This window comes from Streptomyces sp. NPDC102451 (assembly GCF_044765485.1).
In the GTDB taxonomy this organism is placed as follows: domain Bacteria; phylum Actinomycetota; class Actinomycetes; order Streptomycetales; family Streptomycetaceae; genus Streptomyces.
Map to the genome: position 1 here is coordinate 108852 of NZ_JBIWKD010000006.1, position 20793 is coordinate 129644.

Below are 20793 nucleotides of genomic sequence, written 5' to 3' on the forward strand. Positions count from 1 at the left end.
CAAGGTGTTACGAAGCCGACGTGTCGGCCGGCCGGATGTAGATGCGCTGGCCCATTGCCGCGGCCTGCTGCACGATCCGGTTGACGGAGGCGGCGTCCACGACGGTGCTGTCCACGGCGGTACCGTCGACATCGTCGAGTCGCATGATCTCGAAGCGCATATGGCTTCCCTTCGTCTGATCCTCCTGCTGGAGAACTACTGGGAGGACGGGCTCGCCGTCCACAAGGATGGGGAGCGCAGGACATCCAGGTCCCGTGCCCCTCGGGGGGTACAACGACTTGACCGGTGCGAACATTCCCTACGCTAAGGAAATTTTTTGGATGCCTAAGTACCCGTCGGTAATCAGCCATGCGCGGACGATGAGGTCCGCATGAACCACCCGGACACGCGGACGGACGAGGAGCCGGGCATCCGCGAACAGCTGGACCGCACCAACGAGCTGCTCCAGCGCGTACTCGCCGAGGTGTCGAAGACCCCCTCCACCCACGCGATCTTCGTGGACGCGGGCTACGTCTACGCGGCGGCGGGGCTGCTCGTCACCGGCACCGAGGACCGCCGGTCCTTCGACCTCGACGCGGAGGGGCTGATCGAGGCCTTCATCGACAAGGCCCGCACGATCTTCGCGGACAGCAGACTGCTGCGCGTGTACTGGTACGACGGGGCCAGGCGCCGGATCCACACCGTCGAGCAGCAGTCCATCGCCGAACTCCCCGACGTCAAGGTCAGGCTGGGCAACCTCAACGCCAACAACCAGCAGAAGGGCGTCGATTCGCTCATCCGCACCGACCTGGAGTCGCTCGCCCGGCACCGCGCCATCAGCGACGCGGCGCTCGTCGGCGGCGACGAGGACCTCGTCTCGGCCGTCGAGGCCGCCCAGGGCTACGGCGCCCGCGTCCACCTCTGGGGTATCGAGGCGGGCGAGGGCCGCAACCAGGCCGAGCCGCTGCTCTGGGAGGTCGACAGCCAGCGCACCTTCGACCTCGACTTCTGCCGCCCGTACGTGACCCGGCGCTCCGTCACGATGTACGACGACGAGAGCCCGGCGCCCGCACGCGAGGACGTCCGCTTCGTCGGCGCGCAGATCGCCGCGGGCTGGCTCTCCTCGCGCGGCCGTGACGCCCTCGCCGACCTGCTGCCCGGGCATCCCTATCTGCCGGGTTCCGTCGACCAGGACCTGCTCGTCGAGGCCGAACGACTCCTCCAGCACTCGCTGCGCGGCCACGCCCATCTGCGCCGGGCGCTGCGCGACGGCTTCTGGCAGCACCTGCAGGCGCAGTACTGACGGCCCCCGTCGCGGTGGGCGTCAGAGGCCGTTCCAGAACGCGACGAGGGCCGCCGCGGTCTCCTCGGGCCGGGCCGTGTTGGGGGAGTGCTCGGCGCCCTCGATCACGGTGCGGCGCGCGCCCAGCCGCTGGGCCATCCGGTCGAGCAGCGGCACCGGCCAGACGTCGTCGCGCTCCCCCGAGACCACGTGCACGGGGAGGGAGAGCGCGGCGAGCTCGTCCACCCGGTCCGGCTCGGACGAGAGCTGCGCGCCGGTGGCGATCAGCTGCGCCGGGTCGTGGCGCAGCCAGCGGCGGCGCAGGTCCTCGCCGTCGCCCGTGTCCGCGTCCTCCGGCGGGTCCATCGCGCGCATCATCCGCCAGACCTCGTCCATGGTCCAGCGGCCCAGGGCGTCGCTGAGCAGCCGCGCCTTCTTCTGCTGGGCGGGGTCGATCTCGGCGGGGCCGGACGACATCAGGGTCAGCGAACGGAAGGGGGCGGCGTCCAGCAGTACCGCCGCGCGGGCGATCTGGCCACCCAGGGAGTGCCCGAGCAGATGGACGCCGCCGGGCGGTGGGACCTCGTCCACGGCAGCCGCCTGGGCCAGCACGTCCCGGGCCAACTCGGCCTGGGCGTAAGGGTTCTGACGGCCCGTCCCCTCCGTCTCGTACTGCCCCCGGCCGTCGACGGACAGCACCCGGAACCCGGCCCCGGCGAGGGGTTCGAGCAGCGCGATGAAGTCCTCCTTGCTGCCGGTGTACCCGGGCAGCAGGAGAGCGGTGGAGTGCGCGCCGGCGGGCGGCGCGGCGTCCAGCACGGCGAAGTCCCCGCGCTCGGTACGCAGTACGCGGGCACGGGCACAGGGGGGCGGGGTGAAGGTGGGCGGCCGGCTCATGGGCCCGAGGGTATCGCCGGGGGCCCGGACCTGCCCGGGCAGCCGTACGGCCCCGGCCCCCGCGGAGCGGGAACCGGGGCCGTACGGATGGGGCTGCGGCCGGAGGTCAGCCCTCGGTCGACTCGGCGGCGGTGGCCGCCGCGCGGGAACGGCGCCTGCGCGGCTTCGCGGGTGCCGCCTCGCCGGCCGTCACCGTCTCGGTCACCGCGGCGGTCTCCGCCTTCTCCGCGGCGGCACGCGGCCGACGGCGGCGCGGCTTGGTCTCACCGGCGTCCTCGGCCGTCGCCGTGGTGGCCACGGCCTCGGCCTTCGGCTTGGTGGCGGCCCGCGGACGGCGGCGCGCCTTGGTCTCGGTCACCGGCTCGGAAGCCGGGGCGATCTGGAAGTCGACCTCGTCGGCCGGCTTCACGATCCGGGTGCGGCGGCGCGGCTTGGTGGCCACGGGCTCCGCCACGGGTGCGGCGACGGCCACGGTCTGGAAGTCGACCACGGGCTCGGCCGCACGGGCCGGCGCGACGTCAGGCTTCGTGGCCGTGGTGGTGGTCGTGGCACGCGCACGGCGGCGGCGCGGCTTGGTCTCCGCGGCCGGCTCGGCCTCGGCCACGGGCGCGGGCTCGACGACCGGGCTCTCGGCCACGGCCACCGCGGCCTCCGTCACGGCCACCGCGCCCTCGGTCACGGCCTCGGGGGCCGCTCCACGGGTACGGCGCCGACGGCGCGGGGTGCGCGGCTCCGACGCGTCCTCACCGGCCGCCTCGGCGGCGGGCGCGGGCACGGTCACGGCTGCGGCCTCGTCCGGGACGCTGCCGCCCCGCGTACGACGACGCTGACGCGGCGTGCGCGGCGCGCGCTCCTCCCGGGGGGCCGGGGCCGAGGCGGCGGACTTGCGGCCGCGGCCACCGGTCTCGCCGAGGTCCTCGATCTCCTCCGCGCGCAGACCCGCACGGGTCCGCTCGGTGCGCGGCAGGACACCCTTGGTGCCGGCCGGGATGTTGAGCTCCTCGTACAGGTGCGGGGACGTGGAGTACGTCTCCGGCGGGTCCGGGAACTTCAGGTCCAGGGCCTTGTTGATCAGCTGCCAGCGCGGGATGTCGTCCCAGTCGACCAGCGTGATCGCGATGCCCTTGGCGCCCGCGCGGCCGGTACGGCCGATGCGGTGGAGGTACGTCTTCTCGTCCTCCGGCGACTGGTAGTTGATGACATGGGTCACACCCTCGACGTCGATGCCGCGCGCGGCGACGTCGGTGCAGACGAGGACGTCCACCTTGCCGTTGCGGAAGGCGCGCAGCGCCTGCTCACGGGCGCCCTGTCCGAGGTCGCCGTGGACCGCGCCGGACGCGAAGCCGCGCTTCTCCAGCTGCTCCGCGATGTCGGCGGCCGTCCGCTTCGTACGGCAGAAGATCATCGCGAGCCCGCGGCCCTCGGCCTGCAGGATGCGGGAGACCATCTCCGGCTTGTCCATCGAGTGGGCGCGGTAGACGTGCTGGACCGTGTTCTTGACGGTCGTGCCCTCGTCGTCGGGCGAGGTGGCGTTGATGTGCGTCGGCTGCGACATGTAGCGGCGCGCGAGGCTGATGACGGCACCGGGCATGGTGGCCGAGAACAGCATCGTCTGGCGCTTCGGCGGCAGCATGGTGATGATGCGCTCGACGTCGGGCAGGAAGCCCAGGTCGAGCATCTCGTCGGCCTCGTCCAGGACAAGGACGCGGATGTGCGAGAGGTCGAGCTTGCGCTGGCCCGCCAGGTCGAGCAGGCGCCCCGGGGTGCCGACGACCACGTCGACGCCCTTCTTGAGGGCCTCGACCTGGGGCTCGTACGCCCGGCCGCCGTAGATCGCGAGAACGCGGACGTTACGCACCTTGCCGGCGGTCAGCAGGTCGTTGGTGACCTGCTGACAGAGCTCGCGGGTGGGAACGACGATCAGGGCCTGCGGCGCGTCCGTCAGCTTCTCGGGCGCGGCGCGGCCGGCCTCGACGTCGGCGGGGACGGTCACACGCTCCAGGAGCGGGAGGCCGAAGCCGAGTGTCTTGCCGGTGCCGGTCTTGGCCTGGCCGATGACGTCGGAGCCGGAGAGCGCTACGGGGAGCGTCATCTCCTGGATGGGGAAGGGGGACATGATGCCAACAGCCTCAAGGGCTTCGGCCGTCTCGGTAAGGATTCCGAGGTCGCGGAACGTAGTCAGGGTGCTGCCTCTTCTGTGAGACGCGGACCGAGGCGAACGCTGGGGGTCGTACCGTGCCGGGGTTGGTCATCCGGCCATGGAGGGGCCGGGTGGCGCGGGACCACTGCCGTCGCTCGAGCGCTCGTGCCGCTGAGGGGTCCCCTCCTCTGCGGTCGTACGTGGTGTACGCCCCGCGTGGAGGGCTGTCGGGTCGGAGCCGATCGGGCCACCGACCGGGCATCCTCATTCAAGGTCGCGCCCCTGGCACAAGAAATGCTCAGTAAGCGCAATACCACTGTACCCCGGATTCGCGCATGTGTGTTGGGCGAATTCATCGGAACGGTGTGATGTCTCCTGCTGACCAGGCCCTTCCGCACCCGGCGGGGCGGGCTATTCTGCGCTGCATGGAGACGCCTGACAACGCCACTGCAGCATCCGACGAAGCACCCGCACCGACCGGGATCGCCGCCCAGGACTGGGCCACCGCGTCCGCCGACCCGCAGTACCGCGCCGCGGTCGTGGATCTGCTCGGCGCACTCGCCTACGGGGAGCTCGCGGCCTTCGAGCGGCTCGCCGAGGACGCGAAACTCGCGCCGACACTCGGCGACAAGGCGGCACTGGCGAAGATGGCGTCCGCCGAATTCCATCATTTCGAGCAGCTGACCGACCGGCTCACGGCCGTCGAGGAGTCGCCGACCGCCGCCATGGAGCCGTTCGCCAAGGCGCTGGACGACTTCCACCGTCAGACGGCCCCGTCGGACTGGCTGGAAGGCCTGGTCAAGGCGTACGTCGGCGACTCGATCGCCAGCGACTTCTACCGGGAGATCGCCGCCCGCCTCGACTCGGACACCCGCTCCCTCGTCCTCTCCGTGCTGGACGACACGGGCCACGGGAACTTCGCGGTCGAGAAGGTGCGCGCCGCGATCGAGGCGGAGCCCCGCGTCGGCGGCAGGCTCGCCCTGTGGGCGCGCAGGCTGATGGGCGAGGCCCTCTCGCAGGCCCAGCGCGTGGTGGCGGACCGCGACGCGCTGTCCACGATGCTCGTGGGCGGTGTGGCGGACGGCTTCGACCTGGCCGAGGTCGGCCGGATGTTCTCCCGGATCACCGAGGCGCACACCAAGCGGATGGCCGCGCTCGGTCTCGCGGCCTGACCAGCGGCCCTACTGGGCCGCCGCTGATCGCACCGGGCGCCTGCCGCGCGGGCGGATCAGCAGGGACAGGGTCACCGCCCCGACCAGCACGGCGCCGGTGAGCGTCGCCAGGACATGGCCGGAGCCCACGGTCGACTGCGTCAGATACGCGCCGAACAGGGCGCCCAGTCCCCCCGTGACGAACACCACGCGGGCGGACGGGAGCCGGCCGGACAGGGAGCGGAGCACGACCCAGGACAGGGCGAGTCCGAGCACGACGGAGCTGATGGATTCCCAGAGCACTGAGGGGTCACCTCGCTTGATGGCGCGGCGGGCGTTCGGTCGTAGGCCGTCCTACCCGTGGCCGGCGGAATACAACCCTCCTCGGCTCCTGTGAACCCCATCGAGGGAAGAACGGGGAGCGGGTCCGGAGGAGAAAAGGTGGAGGCCCGGCGGACGATTCCGCCGGGCCTCCACCTCTGCTGTCGTGTCGCGCGGGCTACAGCGCGCCGAACCCCACCCGCCGGGTGCTGGGCTCGCCGATCTCCACGTAGGCGATCCGGTCGGCCGGCACCAGGACCTTGCGGCCCTTGTCGTCCGTGAGGCTGAGCAGCTGCGCCTTGCCGTTGAGCGCCTCGCCGACCGCGCTCTCGACCTCTTCGGCGGAAAGTCCGCTCTCCAGAACGATCTCGCGGGGCGTGTGCTGCACCCCGATCTTGACCTCCACGGCTATGTCCCTCCGACGGTCCGTCTCTGCGCGGTGAACCGCGCCGTACGCAGCACACATTAGCCCGGTGAAGGGACGGACCACGGGTCGACCGGCAACGCCCGCAGCGAACACCGGCCGCGGCCGTGGCCCCCGCCGGGCTCAGTGCTGATCGGTGCCGTGCAGCGGGAATCCCGCGATGCCCCGCCAGGCGAGCGACGTCAGCAGCTGTACGGCGGAGTCGCGCGGAATGCCGGACGGGCTGGAGAGCCAGTAGCGCGCCACGACCTGGGAGACCCCGCCGAGGCCGACCGCGAGCAGCATCGACTCGTCCTTGGAGAGGCCCGTGTCACCGGCGATGACGTCGGAGATGGCCTCCGCGCACTGCAGCGAGACCCGGTCGACCCGCTCGCGGACCGCCGGCTCGTTGGTGAGGTCGGACTCGAAGACCAGACGGAAGGCGCCGCCCTCGTCCTCCACGTACGCGAAGTAGGCGTCCATCGTCGCCTCGACGCGCAGCTTGTTGTCCGTGGTCGAGGCGAGCGCCGTACGGACCGCCTGGAGCAGTGACTCGCAGTGCTGGTCCAGCAGGGCGAGGTAGAGCTCCAGCTTGCCGGGGAAGTGCTGGTAGAGCACCGGCTTGCTGACGCCGGCCCGCTCGGCGATGTCGTCCATCGCGGCGGCGTGGTAGCCCTGGGCGACGAAGACCTCCTGTGCGGCGCCCAGCAGCTGATTGCGTCGGGCACGGCGGGGCAGCCGGGTGCCCCGCGGGCGCGCCGCCTCTGTCTGCTCGATGGCTGTCACGCCGCCTCCCAAATTCGTGTTCGAACACAGTCGTACCGTGCACGCTGCGCCGTGGTGCCATCGTACTTTTGAGTAACCCGGGTGCGCGCGGCGCGGACGCAGAATTTCACGGACCGGCCGGCTGCGGTAGCCACAGATATGTCGGCCCATGCCGCAAAGCGGTGCGTTCTACCGGTAATCGTCCTCATCGTCGGTGACGACGCGGGCCTGCTCCGCCGCATCCGCCTCGTTCGCGGTGGTGCGGTCGATGTCGGTGAGCGGTTCGTCGCGCTCCGGCCGGACCGCGGCCCGCTGTTCGGCGGTGTCGGCTTCAGGGGCTTCGGGGTCCGCTTCGGCCTGCTGTGGATCCTCGAAGGTCTCCGGGTCGCTCGGGTCGACCGTCATGATGGCTCCCTTCCTTCCCCTGCAGCCTAGGAGCAACCCCCCGGGGGCGCTATGCGGCCTGTGACGGCGAACACATGAATCATCGCGTGATCGTCTCGTAACATTGCCGCATGTCTTCGACCGAGCTGCCCGGTATCCACGCCGCCGCTGCCGCGGTGGCACCCACGGTCAGTGCCGTCCGGGTCGCGGAGGGGGAGAAGCTGCGCTCCGTCGCGCTGCCCGGGCTCACCCTGACCGTCCGTTCCCGCCCGGCGGAGACGGAGGGGGCGGCCCCCGCTCTCTTCGTGCACGGCCTGGGCGGCTCCTCCCAGAACTGGTCGGCCCTGATGCCGCTGCTGGCGGACACGCTCGACAGCGAGGCGGTCGATCTGCCCGGTTTCGGGGACTCCCCGCCGCCGGACGACGGCAACTACTCCCTGACCGGACACGCCCGGGCGGTGATCCGGCTGCTGGACGCGGGCGGGCGTGGGCCCGTTCACCTTTTCGGTAACTCTTTGGGCGGCGCCGTTGCCACCCGGGTCGCGGCGGCCCGGCCCGATCTGGTCCGCACGCTGACGCTGGTCTCCCCGGCCCTGCCCGAGATCCGGGTCCAGCGGCCCGCCGTGCCGACCGCCCTGCTCGCACTCCCGGGCGTCGCATCCCTGTTCGCCCGGCTCACCCGGGACTGGACCGCGGAGCAGCGCACCCGTGGCGCCATGGCACTCTGTTACGGCGACCCGGCACGTATCTCCGACGAAGCCTTCCGTCACGCGGTGGCCGAGATGGAGCGCCGGCTCGAACTGCCGTACTTCTGGGACGCCATGACACGCTCGGCACGGGGCATCGTCGATGCCTACACGCTGGGGGGACAGCACGGGCTATGGCGCCAGGCCGAACGGGTGCTCGCACCGGCCCTGCTGGTGTACGGCGGACGGGACCAGCTGGTCTCGTACCGTATGGCACGCAAGGCGTCCGCGGCCTTCCGCGACTCACGCCTTCTGACACTGCCCGAAGCGGGGCACGTGGCGATGATGGAGTACCCGGAGGCGGTCGCCCAGGCGTTCCGGGAACTGCTCGACGAACGTGGCGGGAGCTGATCCGGGGCGTGGGACGACACAGCCGAAAGGGCCCCGGGGTCATCCGGCGCGAGACCGGGACCACGGCGGGAGCCGGTGCGGAGCCCGGCACCGGCAGGCGCGGGCGGGAAGCGGCCGCGCCGCCTCCTCCACGGGACGGCCACAGCCCGTTCCACGAGGCCCCGCAGGTGCGCGGCGGCCACCCGGAGCAGCGTGAGCCGGGCGGCGGCTGGGGGACGGGCCCGCAGCCGCAGTACGACGGCCGGCGCGATCCGGACAGGCCGGGCGCCCAGGAGCTCTTCCGCGCCAGGCAGGCCGCCGTGGCACGGCAGCAGGCCGCGCAGCAGGCGGCGGGCCGGCGCACGGCCGGGCCGCAGACCGGCAGCGCCACACTGATACCGGGCCCGCGCAGGGAGTTCCTGGAGGCGTTCGACACCGCACCCTCGCGTCCCGCGCACCCGGTCGGGCCCGAGGACACCGAGCGCGCCGAGGACACGGCCCGGACCTCCATGGAGCCCGGCGGACCCGACGTCCCGGACGACGAGGACAGCCCGGGGGCGAAGGGGGGCAAGGGCCGCACGTTCACGGGGATCGCGGCCGCGGCCGTGACCACGGTGCTCGCGGTCGTGGTGGCCGGGCAGGTGACACAGGACTCCGGGGGCGCGGCGGACGGTCCGATGTCTGCGGGCGTGGACCGGCAGGACTCCGACGACGCCTCCCGCTCGGTGGACCGGCCCACACCCCAGGCGGAGCAGCGGCAGGAGGTCAAGCCCCTGTCGTACGCGCAGAAGATGGCCACCGCCTTCCCGCTGGCGGCCGATCTGAAGGGGTCCGGGGCGTTCGAGGCGGTGGCGGGGCTGGCGAAGGCGCCGGGCAAGGGGACCAAGCACCGGTACCGGATCGACGTCGAGAAGGGGCTCGGTCTCGACACCGGGCTGTTCGCCGAAGCCGTGCAGAAGACGCTGAACGACGACCGCAGCTGGGCGCACAACGGTGCCATGACCTTCGAGCGGATCTCCTCGGGGCAGCCCGACTTCGTGATCACCCTCGCGAGTCCGGGCACCACGGCGGACTGGTGCGAGAAGTCGGGCCTGGACACCACCGAGGACAACGTCTCCTGCGACTCCGCGGCCACCGACCGCGTGATGATCAACGCCTACCGCTGGGCTCAGGGGGCCTCGACCTTCGGGCCGGACAAGCTCCTGTCCTACCGTCAGATGCTGATCAACCACGAGGTCGGCCACCGGCTGGGCCACAACCATGTGAGCTGCCGCACCCCCGGCGCCCTGGCGCCCGTGATGCAGCAGCAGACCAAGACCCTGGACCTGGACGGCATCAAGTGTCGCCCCAACCCCTGGGTGTATCCGGGAAGTTGAGCCACCCGGAGGCCGCTCTGTCCGCATGGTGGGACGGCCGTCTCGGCGCGCGTTGACATCGGGTGAGGGGTCGTCCATATTTCTCCGCATGTCACGCAGCCCCGCATTCTCCGAGCGCGCCGCCCTTGAACTGGCGCTCCTCGGCGTGGCCGGGCACTGCGTAGCCGACATTCTCTGTCGCTGACGCCTGCCCGAACGCGCGTCGGCCCCCTGACGAGCCCTTTCCGGGCTCCTCGGCCCCAACTCCGCCGCGCCTGGGCGTACTCCGTCCGCAGGCGCGGCACTCCGGTATCCGGTCCCCCTCCCCGTCACCGGGGCGGGACCCGCTGCGCTCCCGTGCGGACACATGTCTCCTTCCCGCCGCAGCACACCGAGAGGTCATCTTCCGATGAGTCAGCCGTCCGTCATATCGCGCCGCGTGGCAACCGCCGCCGCCGTCAGTCTCGCCCTGGTCGCCGGTCTCGCGGCCTGCGCGGGCCCCAAGAGCTCGGACGACGCCGACGGGGGAAGCGGCGGCTCCGGCGCCTCGGGCAAGCCCCAGAAGGGCGGCACCCTCACGGTCCTCAACAGCAACCCGCAGGAGGACTTCGACCCGGCGCGGCTCTACACCTCCGGCGGCGGCAACGTCCCCTCGCTCGTCTTCCGTACGCTCACCACCCGCAACCGTGAGAACGGTGCGGCGGGCGCGGAGGTCGTCCCCGACCTCGCCACCGACCTGGGCACGCCCAGCAAGAACGCCACCGTCTGGACGTACACCCTCAAGGACGGGCTGAAGTACGAGGACGGCACCGCGATCACCAGCGCGGACATCAAGTACGGCATCGAGCGGTCCTTCGCCGCCGAACTGTCCGGCGGAGCGCCCTACCTGCGCGACTGGCTGATCGGCGGGGCCGACTACCAGGGCCCGTACAAGGACAAGAAGGGCCTCGCGTCGATCGAGGTGCCGGACGACAAGACCATCGTCTTCCACCTGAACAAGCCCGAGGGCGAATTCCCCTACCTCGCCACCCAGACCCAGACGACCCCGGTGCCGAAGGCCAAGGACACGGGCACCAAGTACGAGGAGCACCCCGTCTCCTCCGGGCCGTACAAGGTCGTCACGAACGAGAACGACGGCGAGCGGCTCGTCCTGGAGCGCAACGAGCACTGGTCGGCGGCCACCGACGAGGAGCGCAAGGCCTACCCGGACAAGATCGACGTACGCTCCGGCCTGGACTCCGCCGTCATCAACCAGCGGCTCTCCGCCTCGCAGGGCGTCGACTCCGCCGCCGTCACGACCGACACCAACCTCGGCCCGGCCGAGCTCGCCAAGGTCTCCGGCGACAAGAAGCTCGCCGCCCGCGTCGGCACCGGCCACTTCGGCTACACGAACTACATCGCCTTCAACCCGAAGGTGAAGCCGTTCGACGACCCGAAGGTGCGCCAGGCGATCTCGTACGCCGTCGACCGCTCCTCCGTGATCAACGCGGCCGGCGGCTCCTCGCTCGCCGAGCCCGCCACCACCTACCTGCCGAACCAGAAGTCCTTCGGCTACACGCCCTACGACCACTTCCCGGCGGGCGAGACGGGCAACGCGGCCAAGGCCAAGGAGCTGCTGAAGGAGGCCGGTTACCCCAAGGGCCTGAAGGTCACCCTCACGCACTCCAACGACAAGGACTTCGAGACCAGCCCGGAGATCGCCACGGCGCTCCAGGCCGCGCTCAAGAAGGCCGGCATCACCGTCGAGCTCAAGGGCCTGGAGAGCAACGACTATTCCGACACCATCCACAGCGCCTCCAAGGAACCGGGCTTCTTCCTCGCCCACTGGGGCGCCGACTGGCCCTCCGGCGGCCCGTTCCTCGCGCCGATCTTCGACGGCCGCCAGATCGTGAAGGACGGTGCCAACTTCAACACCGGCTTCCTGAACGACGCGTCGGTCAACAAGGAGATCGACGAGATCAACAAGCTCACCGACCTGGACGCCGCCGCCGCGCGCTGGGGCGCGCTCGACAAGAAGATCGGCGAGCAGGCCCTGACGGTGCCGCTCTTCCACCCGGTCTACAAGCGGCTCTTCGGCCAGGACGTCAAGAACGTGGTCATCAGCGACTGGACCGGCGTTCTCGACATCTCGCAGGCCGCGGTCAAGTAACCATGTCGGAAGCACTTCTGGTCCAGGAGGCGGGAGCGGCGCCGGTCGCCGCCCCCGCCTCCGGGGCCCGGCAGTTCTGGCTGCGGCTGCGCGCACAGCGCGCGGCCGCCGTCGCGACGGCCGTGGTCCTCCTGCTCTTCCTGGCCGCCCTCGGGGCCCCACTGCTCTCCGCGCTCGCGGGCCAGGACCCCAACACCTACCACCCCGACCTCGTCGACTCGGCGGCCGGCGGGGTCCCCGTCGGCTCCTTCGGCGGCATCGGCGCCGACCACTGGTTCGGCGTCGAACCGCAGACCGGCCGCGACCTCTTCGCCCGCGTCGTGTACGGGGCGAGGGTCTCGCTCGGCGTGGCCTTCGCGGCCACCGTCCTCCAGGTCTCCATCGGCCTGGTCGTGGGGCTCGCCGCCGCCCTCGGCAACCGCTGGGTCGACCAGGCGCTCAGCCGGATCACCGACATCAACGTGGCCCTGCCGCTCATGGTCATCGCCCTCGCCCTGCTCGCGATCGTGCCGGCCTCCTTCCCCCGGCCGGTCCTGATCGCACTGGTCATCGGCGGCATCAACTGGGCGGGTACGTCGAAGATCGTGCGGGCCAACGCGCTCGCCCTGAAGTCCCTCGACTTCGTCTCCGCGGCCCGGCTCGCGGGCCGCGGACGGTGGAGCATCGCCCGGCGCGAACTGCTGCCCTCGCTCGCCGCGCCCGTCATCACGTACGCCGCGCTGCTCTTCCCCGTCAACATCACCGTGGAGGCGGCCCTGTCCTTCCTCGGCGTCGGCATCAAGCCGCCCACACCGTCCTGGGGACAGATGCTCACCGAGGCCGACACCTGGTACCAGTCCGCCCCGACCTACCTCCTGATCCCCGCCGGGCTGCTCTTCGTCACCGTGCTCTCGCTGACCGTCCTCGCCGAGGGCGTCCGTACGGCACTCGACCCGCGGGCCGCCTCCCGGCTGCGGATCGGCACCGGACGCGAGGAGCGCACGGAACGTACGAAGGAGCGGGCGTCATGACCGGATTCCTGCTGCGGCGCCTCGGCGGCGCCGTCTTCGTGCTGCTCTCCCTGACCGTCATCCTGTACGCGGTCTTCTACGTCGCCCCCGGCGACGTCGCCCAGATCGCCTGCGGCCCGCGCTGCTCACCCGCCCAGGTCGCCCAGGTGACCGAGCAGCTCCGGCTCGACGACCCCGTCTACACGCAGTACTGGCACTTCCTCCAGGGCATCGTCGCCGGACGCGACTTCTCCACCGGCACCGGCGTGGAGCACTGCTCCGCACCCTGCCTCGGGGTCTCGTACCAGAGCGACCAGCAGGTCATGCAGCTGATCCTGACCAAGCTGCCGGTCACCGGCTCGCTCGTCATCGGCGCCTTCGCCCTGTGGATCCTGCTCGGCGTCGGCACGGGCGTGCTGTCCGCCTGGCGGCGTGGCCGGATCACCGAGCGGGTCCTCACCTGGCTGACCCTGGCCGGGACGGCGACGCCGGTCTTCGTCATCGGGCTGCTGCTCATCATCATCTTCTGCTCCACGCTGCAGTGGCTGCCGTCGCCCACCTACGTGCCCTTCACCGAGGACCCCGAGCAGTGGGCCTGGGGCCTTCTGCTGCCCTGGGTCTCCCTGGCGGCAATCGAGGCCGCCAAGTACGCCCGGCTGACCAGGAGCTCCATGCTGGAGACGCTCGCCGAGGACCATGTGCGCACCTTTCGCGCGTACGGCGTCAGCGAACCCGCCATCATGGGACGGCACGCCCTGCGCGGCGCCGTCGCCCCCGTGATCGCGCTCAGCGCGCTGGACTTCGGCTCCATGTTCGGCGGCGCCGTACTCACCGAGTCCCTCTTCGGGATCCCGGGCCTCGGACGTGAACTGGTCCACGCGGTCAAGGTCGTCGACCTGCCCGTGGTCGTCGGCATGGTGCTGGTGACCGGCTTCGTCGTGGTGCTCGCCAATGCCGTCGCGGACATGCTCTACGCGCTGGCCGACCGACGGGTGGTCCTGTCATGACAACACCGCTGGTCCAGGTCGAGGACCTCACCATCGACTTCGGCGCCGTCCGCGCCGTGGACGGGCTCTCCTTCACCCTGGAGGCGGGCGCCGCCCTCGGCGTCGTCGGCGAGTCGGGCTCCGGCAAGAGCGCGTCCGCCTCCGCGCTGCTCGGGCTGCACCGGGGCACCGGTGCCCGGGTCACGGGGACCGTCCGCGTCGCCGGCACGGATGTGGGTACGGCGGACGAGGCGGGACTGCGGGCCCTCCGGGGCGCGAAGGCCGCCATGATCTTCCAGGACCCGCTCTCCTCGCTCGACCCGTACTACACGGTCGGCGACCAGATCGCCGAGGTGTACCGGGTGCACAACCCGGTCTCCCGGCGGGCGGCACGGGCCCGGGCCGTCGAGGTGCTGGACCGGGTCGGCATCCCGGACGCGGCCCGCCGCGCCCGGTCCAGGCCGCACGAGTTCTCCGGCGGGATGCGGCAGCGGGCCCTCATCGCGATGGCCCTGGCCTGCGAACCCCGGCTGATCGTGGCCGACGAGCCGACCACCGCCCTCGACGTCACCGTGCAGGCCCAGATCCTGGACCTGCTGCACGAACTGCGCCGCGAGACGGGCATGGGGCTGCTGCTGGTCACCCATGACGTGGGTGTCGCCGCGGAGAGCGTGGACGACGTCCTGGTGATGCAGCACGGCCGTGCGGTGGAGCGCGGACCGGTCGCCGAGGTGCTGGGCGCGCCCCGGCAGCCGTACACCCGCGAGCTCCTGGCGTCGGTGCCCAGGATCGACGAGAAGCGGGCCGGTGTCCCCGGACCGCGGACCGCGGACCCGGACGCCGGACCGGTCCTGGAGGCCGAGGACCTCCGGCGTGAGTTCGGCCGGGGCGCCCGCCGCGTCACCGCGGTCGACGGGGTGTCACTCACCGTCCACGCGGGCGAGACCCTGGGCATCGTCGGCGAGAGCGGCAGCGGGAAGACGACCCTCGGGCGCATGCTCGTACGGCTGCTCGACCCCACGTCGGGCCGTATCCGGTACGCCGGCGAGGACATCGGCTCGCTCTCGGAGAAGGCGTTCCTCCCGCACCGCCGCGAGCTCCAGATGGTCTTCCAGGACCCGGTCGCCTCGCTCAACCCGCGCCGCTCGATCGGCGAGTCCGTGGCCGATCCGCTCCGGGCCGCGGGGGAGAGCGACGAGGGCCGGATCCGGGACCGGGTGCGCGAACTGCTGGAGAGGGTCGGTCTCGACGCCGACCGGTACGAGCGCTACCCGCACGAGTTCAGCGGGGGCCAGCGCCAGCGGGTCGGGATCGCGCGGGCCCTCGCCGCCGAACCCAAGCTGATCGTGTGCGACGAGCCGGTCTCCGCGCTCGACGTCACGACTCAGGCCCAGGTGATCGCGCTCCTGGCGGAGCTCCAGAGCGACCTCGGCATCGGACTCGTCTTCATCGCCCACGACCTGGCGGTCGTACGGCAGGTGAGCGACCGGGTCGCGGTGATGCGGAACGGCCGGATCGTCGAACAGGGCGCCGTCGACGAGGTGTACGGGTCGCCCCAGGACCCGTACACCAAACAGCTCCTGGCGGCGGTTCCCGCGCTCGATCCCGCACATGCCGCGGCACGCCGTGCGACCCGCTCGGAGCTGGCCGCAGCCTGACCCTGTGTCACCGAACTCCTGCTTATCGCAACAGAACGCGACTAGGGCGGGAAAGTTACTCCGGTTCACCCCTTTCGGTGGTGCGACGGACAACCGTCCGTCGCACCACCCATGAATCCGCATACGGTCGTCCCGCTGCGAGTCGCCGATCAACGGCGGCCGCCCACAAGGGAGATCGGGGGTGTGCTCGTGCGGATCGGACTCCTCACGGACGGTGGTTATCCGTATGCGACCGGTGAGTCCAGACTCTGGTGCGACCGTCTGGTGCGCGGTCTTCCCCAGCACGAGTTCGACCTCTTCGCGCTCAGCCGCTCCGCCGACCAGGAGCAACAGGGCTGGGTCAGACTCCCCGACCGGGTCGGGCGGGTGCGGACCGCTCCCCTGTGGACGCACGCGGAGGACACCCGGCACGCCGACCGCCCGAGGGGCCTGACCGGCAGACTCGCCACCGGCCTGGGCCGCTCGTACGGGCGGCGGGACCGCCGGCGCTTCACGGCGCACATGGCGGCGCTCGTCGGCGCGGTCTGCGCCGGCCCGGAGACCGGTCCGGAATCCGACGGCGCGGACGCCGGGTCGGCGGCCGGCCTCTTCGCGGACGGCCTCTACGGCCTCGCCGAACTGGCCCGCGAACGCGGCGGACTGCACCACGCCCTGCGCTCCGAGACGACCGTACGCATCGTGGAGGCGTCCTGCCGCGCGCCCGGCACCGGGCGGACCGTCCACGGCGCCACCGTCCCCGACTACCTCGCCTTCGTCGCCGAGCTGGAGCGCTCCCTGCGCCCCCTCTCCCTCGACTGGTACGACGAGGACGGCCTCGGCGCGGTCGACGTCTGCCATGCGGCGTCCGGCGGCGCGGCCGCTCTTCCGGGACTGCTGGCCAAACGCTTCTTCGGGGTGCCCCTGCTGGTGACGGAGCACGGCGTCCCGCTGCGGGCCCACTACCTCGCGGCGCCCGAAGCGCAGCCCGGTGCGCCGGTGCGCGCCCTGCTGGCCAACTTCCACGGGCTGCTCGCCTCCGAGGTCTACCGGCAGGCCGCGCTCATCACCCCCGGCAACACCCATGTCCGCCGCTGGCAGGAGCGGTTCGGCGCCGACCGGGGCAAGCTGCGCACGGTCTACCCGGGCATGGAGGCCGAGCGGTTCGCGGCCGTGGGGGAGGGCGACGACGAGGGCGGCCCGGCCACACTGGTGTGGATCGGGCGGATCGAACCCGCCAAGGACCTGATCGCCCTGCTCCACGCCTTCGCCGAGGTGCTCAGGGCCGAGCCGGACGCCCGGCTGCGGATCTTCGGCGCGCCGGTCCAGGGGGCCGAGGGCGACACGTATCTTGCCCAGTGCAGGGCGCTGGCCGCCCAGCTCTTCCCCGACGAGGCCGCGGACGCGCACGCCGTAGGCGACAACCCGGTCACCTTCGAGGAGATCGGCGGCCCCGAGGTCCCCAACCTCGCGGAGGCCTACGCCGCCGGGGGTGTCGTCGTGCTCTCCAGCGTCGTCGAGGGCTTTCCCATCAGCCTGGTCGAAGCGATGTTCTGTGGCCGGGCCACGGTCTCGACCGATGTGGGCGCCGTGGTCGAAGTCGTCGGCGGTACGGGGCTCGTGGTGCCCCCGCGCAATCCGCGGGCGCTCGCCGACGCCTGCGTGGCGCTCCTGCGCGACCCCGAGCGCCGCGCACGCCTGGGTGCGGCGGCGCGCGCCAGGGCGCTCGAACTCTTCACCGTCGAGCAGAACCTCGCGGCGTTCCGCGGCATCTACCTGGACCTCGTGGGCCATGCCCCGCCCCGCTGGACGACGCCGCCGGATCCCGGGGATCCGGCCGGCCCGCCGCGCCCCTTCTCCACACCCCCGGAGGCCCATGTGCTGGGCGCCCTGCCCCCCGGACGGATCGCCGCGGTGCTGCCCGCGGGGGCCGCCGCCCGGTCCACCGCCGGTGCGGGCGTCGATGCCGCCGCCGGGTCCTCACGGGTGCCCAGCTGGGCGCTCGGCGCGGAGGGCGTGTGCGCGGGCGCACGCGGAGCGGGGGACGGCGATGCGTGACGAGACGAAGGGCCCTGACCACGGAGGAGCCCCGATGGGCGGACCGAACGACGCCCCGGCGGCCCAGGACACCGGGGGCGAGCCGGCGGACGAGGGCCGGGGGGCGGTCCGTTCCGCCGTCCGGGCGCCCGAGATCGCCTACCACCCCGCCCGCAGATCCGTGGCCAGGCGCGGGCCCGCGGACCCCGTGAAGGTGCTCATGCACCGGCACCGGGAACTCTGCGAGCGCGCCGTGGACCCCCTGGAGATCGCCGCCGGTCTGGAGGCGCACGGCCTCACCGACCGCGCCGCCGCGCGCTACCGGCACCGCGACGTCTTCTCCCTCGCGGAGGAGCTCTACGCCCGCGTCCCCGGCGCCGGCAGGCCCGCCCCCCGCACCCCCGGCCACACGCCGGACCCCGGCAAGGAGGCGCGGGCCGGATGGACACTCCAGGCCCTGCTGCCCGGCGCCGCCTGCCTCGCGACCGCCGGGGCCCTCAGGGCCACCGAGGGGGTGCTCGGCGGCGAGGCCCGGTTCGCGGTGACCGCGGCCGGCGCGCTGCTCGTCCTCCTCGGGCTCCGGCTCGCCCTGCGCACCGGCCCACTGCGCGCCCCGGACGGCCCCGGCGGCGTCACCCTGTACGTCTGCTGGCTCCTCGGCTACGCCGTGTACGGCGACGACCTGCTCGCCCAGGTCGTCAGCGGCGGCCCCGACGGCCACTGGACCGCCGCGCCCGCCCCGCTGCTCGGGCTCACGCTCGCCCTGGCCCCGGCGGCCTGGTGCGCCCACCTGTTCTCCCTGCACGCGCGCCGCCGGCTCTCCGGGTCCCACGGCCTGTCGGACTTCGGCGCCGGCGTACGCCCCCTGCTCTTCGGTCTCCTCGCGCTCTTCCTGTGCGCACTGACCGCGCTGCTGTTCCTCGCCGGCCTCGGCCACCCCGGTGCGGGCGGCGGCCTCCTGGGCCCCGCCGCCCTGGGCGCCCTGCTCTTCCTGGCCCGCCTGCTGGCCGTCCACGGCTTCCCGGAACCCGCCGCCACCGGGCTCGCCGCCGCCTGCGCCGGCGAAGTGGCGGCCCCCTTCCTGGTCCTCGCCGGGCGGCTGCCCGGCCTCGGCCTCCTCGCCCGGCCGGTCGACGCCGTGTTCACCGCGGCAGGCCCCGCCGGCGTACCCGTCCTGGCCTGCGGTGTCGCCGCGTTCGGGCTGCTGGTCCACGCATCGGTCACCCTCACCCGGGCATCCGCCCACGCCGCCTAGGCCCTGCCCCACCCCCGCGGAGCCGACGCCGCGGGTCTTCCGTACCGCACACCACCTTCCTCAAGGAGACACCGACATGACCCCCCAATCCCCCGCACCGGCAGCTCGCCGTCGGCACCGAGGGGGCGCGCGATGAGGGTTCTGCTGCTCGGAGCCAACGGCTTCCTCGGACGCTTCGTCGCCGACCGTCTGCTCGCCGACCCCGCCGTGCACCTCACGGCACTCGGCCGCGGCGACGACGCCGACGTGCGCTTCGACCTCGCGGGCGGCAGCCCCGGAGCGCTCACCCGCTTCCTGGACGCCGTCCACCCCGGGGTCGTCGTCAACTGTGCTGGTGCCACCCGTGGCGGTGCCCGGGACCTGACCCGCCACAACACCGTCGCCGTGGCCACCGTCTGCGAGGCCATGCGCCGCAGCGGGTGCAGCGCGCGGCTCGTCCAGGTCGGCTGTGCCTCCGAGTACGGGCCCTCGCAGCCCGGCTCGTCCACCGCCGAGGACGCCGTACCGCGTCCGGGGGGTCCGTACGGGGTCAGCAAGCTCGCCGCCACCGAGCTGGTCCTCGGCTCCGGTCTCGACGCGGTCGTCCTGCGGGTCTTCTCGCCGGTGGGGCCCGGCACCCCGGCCGGCTCCCCGCTCGGCCGGCTCGCCGAGACCATGCGCCGCGCCATGCAGACCGGCGATCCCGAGCTCAAGCTCAGCGGCCTCGGGGTGCAGCGGGACTTCGTCGACGTACGCGACGTGGCGCGCGCCGTGCACGCCGCCTCGCTCTCCGCCGCCCAGGGCGTCGTCAACATCGGCACAGGCCGGGCCGTACGGCTGCGTGACGCGGCGGCGGTCCTCGCCAGGGTCGCGGGTTACGCGGGCGCGCTCCACGAACTCGACGTGCCCCCCGGCCGGCTCCCCATCGGCGCCCCCCGCGCCTCCGTGGAATCGGCCGTGGAGCACCTCGCGGCGACCCCGTCGCCCTACCCCGACGGCTGCGGCGCCTGGCAGCAGGCCGATGTGCGCACCGCCAGGGACCGGCTCGGCTGGCGTCCCCGTATCAATCTGGAGGAGTCCCTCGCCGACATCTGGATGGAGGCGGCATGCCGCATCTGACCAGCACCGGCTCCACCCTGCGGACCGACGGCGCGGAACACCTCGGCGTCGGTGTCCCCGGATACGCGCATCCGCTGGTCGCGCCCGCCGAGTGGGCCGGACTCAACCGGCCGGGCACACCGCTGCACTGGGCCGTCCTCAACATCGACAACGGGCCGGGCGCCCGGCCCGACCCGCACTGTCTCGAGGCCGCCGGCCGGCTGCGCAACGCCCGTGAGCGGGCTCTGCACGGGGAGGTTCCCGAGGACACCGTGCGGGCCTCGGGGGGCCGGCTGCTGGGCCACCTCGATCTGGCCTTCGGCGGCCGTCCCTTCGGTGAGCTCGTCGCCGACGCCCAGTCCTACCTCGACTGGTACCGGGTGGGCGGCTTCTACCTGGACCGCTGCCCGGCCGAACGTGACGGGCTCCCGGCAGTCCGCCGGCTGACCAGCACGCTCTCCGCCCTCCTGGCCGACAGCGACAGCGCGGACGAGGAGGGCGGCCGGCTGGTCCTGGGCCACGGCACCCACCCGCACCCCGGTTACGCCGAGGCCGCCGACCAGCTGGTCACCTTCCGCGGGCCGTGGACCGACTACCGCTGGTCCCAGGTGGCCGAGTGGACCGCCGCGTACGAACCGGGCCGCTTCGCGCACTTCGTCCACGGCGTCCCGCGCACCCACCTGGAGGAGGCCATGCGCATCGCGCGCTGGCAGGGCGCGGGCACGATCTTCTTCACGGACCGGGACGGCACGAACCGGGACGGCGCGAAGGGGCAAACCGATCCATTTGCGGCACTGCCCAGCTACTGGGACGAATTCGTCTCGCGGATCGGACCTGGTATCTCGGAATGAGGAGCGGCGTGGCAGTGTTACGGGAGAACAACCGTACGTAGATGAAGTACGTAGAAACCGAC

Annotated in this window: 20 protein-coding genes; 13 read left to right on the forward strand and 7 right to left on the reverse strand. The window is 72.6% G+C overall.

The annotated features are described in order from the left end of the window. Positions 1 to 7: 7 nt before the first annotated feature. Positions 8 to 160, reverse strand: a complete 153-nt coding sequence (locus ACIRD8_RS16045) for a hypothetical protein (protein WP_014154223.1) — start codon at positions 158 to 160, stop codon at positions 8 to 10. 210 nt (positions 161 to 370) lie between these two features. On the opposite strand from ACIRD8_RS16045, the gene ACIRD8_RS16050 reads away from it, so the two are divergent. Next, positions 371 to 1282: an NYN domain-containing protein gene (locus ACIRD8_RS16050; protein ID WP_403990994.1), complete on the forward strand. Its 912-nt coding sequence runs from the start codon at positions 371 to 373 to the stop codon at positions 1280 to 1282. Positions 1283 to 1303: 21 nt separating this feature from the next. On the opposite strand, the gene ACIRD8_RS16055 is transcribed toward ACIRD8_RS16050, so the two are convergent. Both ACIRD8_RS16055 and ACIRD8_RS16060 read right to left on the reverse strand, forming a co-directional pair. Then, a complete protein-coding gene (locus tag ACIRD8_RS16055) occupies positions 1304 to 2158 on the reverse strand; it encodes an alpha/beta fold hydrolase (protein ID WP_403990997.1) in 855 nt (284 codons plus the stop codon). 106 nt (positions 2159 to 2264) lie between these two features. Next, a complete protein-coding gene (locus ACIRD8_RS16060) occupies positions 2265 to 4250 on the reverse strand; it encodes a DEAD/DEAH box helicase (RefSeq protein WP_403991000.1) in 1986 nt (661 codons plus the stop codon). 473 nt (positions 4251 to 4723) lie between these two features. On the opposite strand from ACIRD8_RS16060, the gene ACIRD8_RS16065 reads away from it, so the two are divergent. After that, positions 4724 to 5470: a ferritin-like fold-containing protein gene (locus ACIRD8_RS16065; protein WP_403991003.1), complete on the forward strand. Its 747-nt coding sequence runs from the start codon at positions 4724 to 4726 to the stop codon at positions 5468 to 5470. 9 nt (positions 5471 to 5479) lie between these two features. Here ACIRD8_RS16065 and ACIRD8_RS16070 read toward each other — a convergent pair whose 3' ends face one another. The 4 genes from ACIRD8_RS16070 to ACIRD8_RS16085 all read right to left on the reverse strand — a co-directional run bounded on the left by ACIRD8_RS16070 (position 5480) and on the right by ACIRD8_RS16085 (position 7343). Beyond that, positions 5480 to 5752, reverse strand: a complete 273-nt coding sequence (locus ACIRD8_RS16070) for a hypothetical protein (RefSeq protein ID WP_403991006.1) — start codon at positions 5750 to 5752, stop codon at positions 5480 to 5482. Between the two features lie 196 nt (positions 5753 to 5948). Then, positions 5949 to 6176, reverse strand: coding sequence for a DUF3107 domain-containing protein (locus tag ACIRD8_RS16075; RefSeq protein WP_167526138.1), 228 nt, complete (start codon positions 6174 to 6176; stop codon positions 5949 to 5951). Positions 6177 to 6317: 141 nt separating this feature from the next. Next, positions 6318 to 6959: a TetR/AcrR family transcriptional regulator gene (locus ACIRD8_RS16080; protein ID WP_147959380.1), complete on the reverse strand. Its 642-nt coding sequence runs from the start codon at positions 6957 to 6959 to the stop codon at positions 6318 to 6320. A 168-nt stretch (positions 6960 to 7127) separates the two neighbouring features. Further along, positions 7128 to 7343: a hypothetical protein gene (locus ACIRD8_RS16085; RefSeq protein WP_403991009.1), complete on the reverse strand. Its 216-nt coding sequence runs from the start codon at positions 7341 to 7343 to the stop codon at positions 7128 to 7130. Positions 7344 to 7453: 110 nt separating this feature from the next. Here ACIRD8_RS16085 and ACIRD8_RS16090 point away from each other — a divergent pair, with 110 nt between their 5' ends. The 11 genes from ACIRD8_RS16090 to ACIRD8_RS16140 all read left to right on the forward strand — a co-directional run bounded on the left by ACIRD8_RS16090 (position 7454) and on the right by ACIRD8_RS16140 (position 20731). Then, complete coding sequence (locus ACIRD8_RS16090) at positions 7454 to 8419, forward strand: alpha/beta fold hydrolase (RefSeq protein WP_403991012.1); 966 nt, start codon at positions 7454 to 7456, stop codon at positions 8417 to 8419. 8 nt (positions 8420 to 8427) lie between these two features. Beyond that, on the forward strand, positions 8428 to 9774 hold the full coding sequence (locus ACIRD8_RS16095) for a DUF3152 domain-containing protein (protein WP_403991014.1): 1347 nt from the start codon (positions 8428 to 8430) through the stop codon (positions 9772 to 9774). An 88-nt stretch (positions 9775 to 9862) separates the two neighbouring features. Further along, the gene (locus tag ACIRD8_RS16100) at positions 9863 to 9958 is read left to right on the forward strand and encodes an Ms4533A family Cys-rich leader peptide (RefSeq protein ID WP_397697135.1); all 96 of its coding nucleotides are present in this window, start codon (positions 9863 to 9865) and stop codon (positions 9956 to 9958) included. A gap of 204 nt (positions 9959 to 10162) precedes the next feature. After that, positions 10163 to 11902: an ABC transporter substrate-binding protein gene (locus tag ACIRD8_RS16105; protein WP_403991018.1), complete on the forward strand. Its 1740-nt coding sequence runs from the start codon at positions 10163 to 10165 to the stop codon at positions 11900 to 11902. 2 nt (positions 11903 to 11904) lie between these two features. Beyond that, a complete protein-coding gene (locus ACIRD8_RS16110) occupies positions 11905 to 12912 on the forward strand; it encodes an ABC transporter permease (RefSeq protein ID WP_403991021.1) in 1008 nt (335 codons plus the stop codon). Next, positions 12909 to 13898 carry an ABC transporter permease gene (locus ACIRD8_RS16115; protein WP_403991024.1) on the forward strand — a complete coding sequence of 330 codons (990 nt, stop codon included), beginning with the start codon at positions 12909 to 12911 and terminating at the stop codon, positions 13896 to 13898. Before ACIRD8_RS16110 ends, ACIRD8_RS16115 begins: the two co-directional genes overlap by 4 nt. Then, entirely contained in the window at positions 13895 to 15535 is a 1641-nt protein-coding gene (locus tag ACIRD8_RS16120) for a dipeptide ABC transporter ATP-binding protein (RefSeq protein WP_403991027.1), read from the forward strand. The genes ACIRD8_RS16115 and ACIRD8_RS16120 overlap by 4 nt, the downstream gene beginning before the upstream one ends. Before the next feature lie 189 nt (positions 15536 to 15724). Beyond that, positions 15725 to 17569: a DUF3492 domain-containing protein gene (locus ACIRD8_RS16125; RefSeq protein ID WP_403991030.1), complete on the forward strand. Its 1845-nt coding sequence runs from the start codon at positions 15725 to 15727 to the stop codon at positions 17567 to 17569. A 34-nt stretch (positions 17570 to 17603) separates the two neighbouring features. Further along, on the forward strand, positions 17604 to 18803 hold the full coding sequence (locus ACIRD8_RS16130; protein ID WP_403991033.1) for a hypothetical protein: 1200 nt from the start codon (positions 17604 to 17606) through the stop codon (positions 18801 to 18803). Between the two features lie 132 nt (positions 18804 to 18935). After that, positions 18936 to 19901, forward strand: coding sequence for an NAD-dependent epimerase/dehydratase family protein (locus ACIRD8_RS16135; RefSeq protein WP_403991036.1), 966 nt, complete (start codon positions 18936 to 18938; stop codon positions 19899 to 19901). Beyond that, a complete protein-coding gene (locus tag ACIRD8_RS16140; protein ID WP_403991039.1) occupies positions 19889 to 20731 on the forward strand; it encodes a spherulation-specific family 4 protein in 843 nt (280 codons plus the stop codon). Before ACIRD8_RS16135 ends, ACIRD8_RS16140 begins: the two co-directional genes overlap by 13 nt. Positions 20732 to 20793 lie beyond the last annotated feature (62 nt).

Coding starts and splice junctions, on each gene's coding strand:
- ACIRD8_RS16045 (WP_014154223.1), bottom strand. CDS start 160: ATGCGCTTCGAGATCATGCGACTCGACGATGTCGACGGTACCGCCGTG.
- ACIRD8_RS16050 (WP_403990994.1), top strand. CDS start 371: ATGAACCACCCGGACACGCGGACGGACGAGGAGCCGGGCATCCGCGAA.
- ACIRD8_RS16055 (WP_403990997.1), bottom strand. CDS start 2,158: ATGAGCCGGCCGCCCACCTTCACCCCGCCCCCCTGTGCCCGTGCCCGC.
- ACIRD8_RS16060 (WP_403991000.1), bottom strand. CDS start 4,250: ATGACGCTCCCCGTAGCGCTCTCCGGCTCCGACGTCATCGGCCAGGCC.
- ACIRD8_RS16065 (WP_403991003.1), top strand. CDS start 4,724: ATGGAGACGCCTGACAACGCCACTGCAGCATCCGACGAAGCACCCGCA.
- ACIRD8_RS16085 (WP_403991009.1), bottom strand. CDS start 7,343: ATGACGGTCGACCCGAGCGACCCGGAGACCTTCGAGGATCCACAGCAG.
- ACIRD8_RS16090 (WP_403991012.1), top strand. CDS start 7,454: ATGTCTTCGACCGAGCTGCCCGGTATCCACGCCGCCGCTGCCGCGGTG.
- ACIRD8_RS16100 (WP_397697135.1), top strand. CDS start 9,863: ATGTCACGCAGCCCCGCATTCTCCGAGCGCGCCGCCCTTGAACTGGCG.
- ACIRD8_RS16105 (WP_403991018.1), top strand. CDS start 10,163: ATGAGTCAGCCGTCCGTCATATCGCGCCGCGTGGCAACCGCCGCCGCC.
- ACIRD8_RS16110 (WP_403991021.1), top strand. CDS start 11,905: ATGTCGGAAGCACTTCTGGTCCAGGAGGCGGGAGCGGCGCCGGTCGCC.
- ACIRD8_RS16115 (WP_403991024.1), top strand. CDS start 12,909: ATGACCGGATTCCTGCTGCGGCGCCTCGGCGGCGCCGTCTTCGTGCTG.
- ACIRD8_RS16120 (WP_403991027.1), top strand. CDS start 13,895: ATGACAACACCGCTGGTCCAGGTCGAGGACCTCACCATCGACTTCGGC.
- ACIRD8_RS16130 (WP_403991033.1), top strand. CDS start 17,604: ATGGGCGGACCGAACGACGCCCCGGCGGCCCAGGACACCGGGGGCGAG.
- ACIRD8_RS16135 (WP_403991036.1), top strand. CDS start 18,936: ATGAGGGTTCTGCTGCTCGGAGCCAACGGCTTCCTCGGACGCTTCGTC.
- ACIRD8_RS16140 (WP_403991039.1), top strand. CDS start 19,889: ATGCCGCATCTGACCAGCACCGGCTCCACCCTGCGGACCGACGGCGCG.